At 57.4% G+C, this 5,819-nt stretch carries 3 protein-coding genes; all 3 read right to left on the reverse strand.

Annotated features, from left to right (window positions below; translation table 11 throughout):
- Nucleotides 1-2,100, reverse strand: a 2,100-nt coding sequence (locus F8J34_RS08065) for a peptidase domain-containing ABC transporter (RefSeq protein WP_297058104.1), incomplete at its 3' end; no start/stop codon positions are given.
- Nucleotides 2,066-3,400: a TolC family protein gene (locus F8J34_RS08070; protein WP_297058107.1), complete on the reverse strand. Its 1,335-nt coding sequence runs from the start codon at nucleotides 3,398-3,400 to the stop codon at nucleotides 2,066-2,068. The genes F8J34_RS08065 and F8J34_RS08070, both read right to left, overlap by 35 nt.
- A gap of 5 nt (nucleotides 3,401-3,405) precedes the next feature.
- Nucleotides 3,406-5,819 (reverse strand): calcium-binding protein (locus F8J34_RS08075; protein WP_297058110.1); only part of this gene is annotated, 2,414 nt, incomplete at its 5' end.

Raw genomic sequence — 5,819 nt, forward strand, 5'->3', positions numbered from 1 at the left:
CTCCTGATGTCGCCACAGACGGCTGTAAAGCCCTCCCTTCCTGAGGAGTACCTCGTGAGGCCCTATCTCCACCACCCTCCCCCGGTCGAGCACCACGATGAAGTCACAGTTTCGCACCAGGTTCAGCCGGTGGGCGATGAAAAGCACCGTGCGTCCCCGGCTTAGGGCCTGCACCGTCTCCATGATCCTTTTTTCGGATTCGTAATCCAGGGCACTCGTGGCTTCGTCGAAGATCAGGATCCGGGGATCGGTAAGGAGGGCGCGGGCTATGGCGATCCTCTGACGCTCGCCTCCGGAAAGGGATTCACCCCTTTCCTCCACCGGGGTCTCATAACCCAGGGGAAGGGCGGAGATAAACTCGTGGGCCCCGGCCAGGGTGGCCACCCGTACGATTTCGTCCAGGGTGGCCTCCGGTCGGGCCAGGGCGATGTTCTCCCGAATGGTCCCGCGAAAGAGGAAGTTCTCCTGAAGTACCACCCCGATCTGACTCCTCACGAAGACCGGATCGAGGTGCCTCAGGTCCACGCCGTCAAGCAGGATGCGTCCCCCGGTGGGGAGGTAGAGGCGCAGGAGGAGTTTGGCCAGGGTGCTTTTTCCGGAACCGCTGGGGCCCACGATCCCCACAAAGGCCCCGGCCGGAACGCGAAAACTCACCTCCCGAAGCACCTCCGGGGCCTCCGGCGAGTAGCGGAAGGAGACCCGGTCGAAGACGATCTCCCCGCGCAGGCCCTGCATCCGTCGTCCCTGACCCTCCGCCTCCGGCGGGGTGCGCACGATGTCCCCCACCCTCTCCAGCGAGACCCGGGCCTGCTGGAAGTCCTGCCACAGCCGGATGAAGCGCAGAAGCGGGGCCGCAAGCTGGGAGGCAAACATCTGAAAGGCCACGAGCTGCCCGATGGTAAGCTGCCGCCCCAGAACCTCACCCACCCCCACATAGAGAATGGCCAGAATCATAAGCTTCTGGAGGGTCTGGGAGAGGGTGTAGATCACATTGGCCAGATTGGCCACCCGGAAGGAGGAAAGAATGTAGTCTCCCAGAAAGTCGTTCCATTTACGAAGCATCCGTCCCTCGACCGTAAGGGCCTTTACGGTGAGGATCCCGGTGAGGGACTCCACCAGGAAGCTCTGGACCGCGGCCCCCTTCTGAAAACGCTCGTCAATGAGTCTTTTGAGCGCCGGGGCGGTGAGCACGGAGATGAGCCCCAGGACCAGCACGAAGGCCAGGGCCACCAGGGTGAGCTTCACGCTGTAAAGGAGCATCACCGCCACGAACACCGCGGAGAAAAGAAGGTCCAGCACCGCCGAAACCAGAACGCTGGACATGAACTGTCGCAGGTTTTCCAGTTCCCTTATGCGGGCCACGATGTTGCCCACGGTCCGAAACTCGAAATAGCGAAAGGGAAGGCGCAGGAGATGGGCATAGACCCGCCCTCCCAGGCCGGCATCCACCTTGTTGGCCAGAAAATAGGAAAGGTAATTGCGTAGAAAGGAGAGGATCCCGTCAAAGATCACCGCCAGGAAAAAGGCCAGCCCCACCACCCGGAGGGTATTCAGGGCGAAATTGGGAAGCACCTTATCCACGATGATCTGGAGAAAGAGAGGGGTGACCAGGGCCAGGGCCTGAATGAAGAAGGAGGCCAGAAGAATCTCCGAGATCGGCCCCCGGTAACGCAAAAACTCCCGCAGGAGCCAGGAAAAATCCGGACTGAAAAGGGCCCGGAGGCCCCGGGGAGCCACCGGAATGACCTCGCCGGTCCACTCCCGGGCGAATTCCTCCTCGCCGAGGGCCTTAACCCGTTTCTCCAGGGGATCCAGGTAATAGACCCGCCCCTCCCTTATCCCCAGAACCGGAACATAAAGGAGGGTTTTCTCGCGCCTCAGGATTACGATCAGGGGAAACCCGTAGGCCTTCAGATCCTCCACCCGGCGCAGGGTTCTGAGCCTGGCCCGGAAACCGGTGTCCCTCAGGATGTAGAGCAGCTCCTGCGGGGAAAGTTCGGTTACGGCGTATTTGCGGCGGAGGGTCTCGGCGTCGAGGTCTCGCTCGTGAAATCGCGCCAGGACCTCAAGGCTTACAAGTCCACTTTCCGTGTGGTACATCCACCAGGCCTCCGGGGTCGGTCTCCAGGAGAAGGAGTTTTTCCAGAAGGGCCAGGGTGTTTCGGGTTACCCTCAGGTCCCTTTCCACGGAAAGAAGATCGCGTTCGAGTCGCAGCACATCGATTTCGCTGCCTCCGCCGAGCTTCCGCGCGGAAACGGCTATCCGGTGAAGTTTCCGGTAATGCTGGAGAAGATTTTCGTATGACCTCAAACTGCGGCGGGTGCTTTCGTAGCGCAGACGGAGGTCCCGGATCTCCCGGGTCTTTTCCAGTTCCGCGAGACGCAGGGCCTCCCTCTGCCGCTTCAACTCGTGAAGGGCCCGCACCCTTTCCCACTTCCGGTAACCTCCGTCGAAAAGGGGCAGGCTGAGAAATACACCGAAGGTGAAGGCCGTGGCCCGGGTTTCGTCCAGGGCCTCCCCCATACTCCGGGTGCTTGCTCCGTAAAGGTCGTAGCGGGCGTAGGCGGTGAGATCCGGAAGCCTTTCCCGTTCCGCGGCCTTTCGACTCTCCCGCAGGGCAAGCAGCCGGGCTCTTTCGGCCAGATATTCCGGGCTGAGTTCGGGGACGGGCTTTCCCTTCGGCTCCATCTCCGGACGCAGGGGCTCGAAGTCCTCCTCCGGACCGAAGGACTTTCCGGTGTAGCGGGAAAGCGTGGAAAGTCCCCGGGCCAGTTCCGAGCGCAGGCGCTCCGTCTCCCGGAGGTGGGCCTCTATCTCGGCCCGCGTGCGAATCACCTCCTCCCGGGCCAGTTCCCCTTTCCGGTAGAGTTCCTCCTCAAGGCGGGCGATCTCTTTAAGACGGGCGAGGATTTTTTCCGCGTATTCAAGCTTGATCCGGGTCTCCACCACGGCCCCGTAGGCCCGGGTTACCCGGCGCAGGAGCCGACGGACTTCGGCTTCGTGCCGGCAGGCGGCTTCCTCCCTCAGGTGCCGGTAATATTCCTTCTCCGGCCAGTTCTTGTAAAAGCTCGAAAGCCGGTATTCGGCGGAAAGATAAAAAGAATTGCGCCACTCATCGGGCTGCCCGCCGATGACCTCCCCTCCGGCGGTAACCACCCCGGAGGAGGGAAGCAGGTTCTCGAAGCGCTCCATCCGGGCATTCAGGGAAAGCGAGGGCCAGAAGGAACTCAGACTCCGGTGGTAGAGGGCGTCCCGGATGTAGATTTCCTCCCGGAGCATACGCAGCCGCGGTGAATACCGCAGGGCCTCGGCGAGCACCTCCCGATAGGTGACCGCATGAAGGCCCCAGGCCCTGAGAAAAAAGGCTACCAGAAGAATACCGCTTCCGAGCCGGCACATTTAGATTACCCCAGGCCTATATAATAATGGTGAGGGAAGTACATGGAGTAGCCCGAAGAAGAGGGCTCCCAGCTTTCCACCAGGATCCCTATCAGGCCCTGGTTCCTGATAAGTTCCCGGTACTTCTGCCCCAGATCCGTAACCCCGTCGTCCCGAAGTTCGTTTACCATCTCCACTATCTCGGAGATGAGATCCCGGCTGAGATAGGCCCCGTCCTCAAGTTCGATCCGTTCCACTCCGCCCCCGGCGAATTGATCCTTGATTTCCACATAGTCTCCCTCTCCGTACATCAGCACCAGATCATTTCCCCGACGAAAGAACACCACCTCGTTTCGCTTCACCCCCTCCCCCAGGACCACCTTATCCGCCTCCTGCGGTTGAGAATACCGGTCTTCATCAACCATGAATATCTCATAATCTCCAAATCCAAAAACCTTAAATTTTCTCCAGGTATCCTTCGAAACCGTTTCCACAATTATATCCTTCCCGTCACCGGGATAAAAAACATAGGTATCCCTCCCCGGACCTCCTGCCAGATAGTCATTACCCGGGCCTCCGGAGAGAAAATCGTCCCCTTCTAAAGCGTAAATCCGATCGTCCCCCGCAAGACCCTTCAGGATATCGTTCCCGCAAGTTCCGTAAAGGGTGTCTGCTTTCGGGGTTCCCTGTCTGGGAGGAAACCAGGAGGTTATCTCTTCAGGACTCAAACGGAGCCCTTCCTCAAGGTCGATCTCCATCTGATACCTCTCGTTCCGAAACCACCCCTGAATCTCCAAGCCTTCTTGCGAAGAGAGGCTTACTACCAGGCTATCTCCCTGTGGAAAGATCTGCAAATCCGAGAATTTTATTCCCTTTCCCAGAATTACCCGATTCTTTCCCTCTCCATCCCGAATTACATCCCATCCATCTCCGGAATTGAAAATATAGGTATCGTTTCCCGGCCCTCCTTCCAGATAATCCCAATTTGTACCGCCTACCAGAATATCATTTCCCGGCCCTCCCAGCAGGATATCCTCTCCTTCCCTTCCCTCTATACGATCATTCCCCGGTGTTCCCTCAAGAAAATCATCGTAAGGACTCCCGTAAATAGGGTAGCCCCGAGCTTCTATGTCCTCGCCTTTAAGCCTTTTTCCGTCAGCAAATTCAAAGGAAAAATGCTCATAGGCCCGAGGCCAGTTTGCTATCCTTATCTCTTCTCCGTCCCCTAGAGTTAAGACCATCTCATCCATCCCCTCTCGCGCAAACTGCACCTCTTCCCGTTTTATCCCGGTTCCGAAGACAATCTTATTTTCCCCCTCCACATCCCAGATCTCGTCCCACCCATCCCTGGGTTTAAAAATATACGTATCATTCCCGGCGCCTCCCTGCAGATAATCATCACCGGGACCCCCTACTATGGTATCGTCCCCTTCCCCTCCGTAAATCCAGTCGTTACCACCCTCCCCGTAAATAAAATCCTTGCCTTTTCCACCAACTAGATAATCATCACCCTCCGTCCCCCTTACCACCAATCCCTTCGCCTTTATGAATTCTTCCAGCGAAAAGGCCCGCCCATCGGAAAACTCGATCCGGTCCACCTTGTGATCGTAAGCGTAACCCCAGTAACGCTCCCAGGACCGCCACCAGTAGGGATTATCCAGATCCCTGAGGGTGAAATAACCCCGAATCCTTACCGCATCCTCGCTTCCCTTCACCTGCACCACCAGGTCGTCTCCCTCCCGCAAAAGCTCCACTTCCGCGGGATCGATACCCTCCAGCCGAAGCGTGTCCGTGTAAATGTCCTTTTGGGCATGATAGATGCGATTCTTTTCGTAAATAACATCCTTCCCGTCCCCCCGCCGGAAGACATAGGTATCGTTCCCGGGGCCTCCTTCCAGGTGATCATCCCCCGCACCGCCCACCAACGTATCGTTCCCTCCGTAAGCATAAATTCTATCATTTCCTGCCAAAGCCCGAATAACTTCACCGGCATCGGTTCCCTCCAGAACATCATCGGCATCGGTTCCCATTATTCCTTTTATTCGGGCCGTAATCTCTTCCGGAGTTATGACCGTCCCATCCGCAAATTGGAAGCGAAAATCCCGTATTCCCCGGAACCATTGCGGAAAAATGAGATAAAGATTCTTGTCCCGTACATTAATCAACAGACTTCCGCCGCTTCTTCCGAACTCCAGATCCTGCGGCTCTATACCCTTTTCAAAAAGGATCAGATCCTCATCCTGGCCATAATCATATTCCTGAATCGTATCCCGTCCGTCGCCGGGGCCGAAAACATAGGTATCTTTTCCCGAACCTCCTTCGAGATGATCATTCCCGGGCCCTCCGGAAATGAAATCATCACCTTTCCCTCCATAAATCTGGTCGTCGCCTTCCTCTCCGTAGATCATATCCTTATAGGGACTCCCTGAAAGTATGTCCC

The sequence above is a fragment of the Thermosulfurimonas sp. genome (assembly GCF_015491435.1).
In the GTDB taxonomy this organism is placed as follows: domain Bacteria; phylum Desulfobacterota; class Thermodesulfobacteria; order Thermodesulfobacteriales; family Thermodesulfobacteriaceae; genus Thermosulfurimonas_A.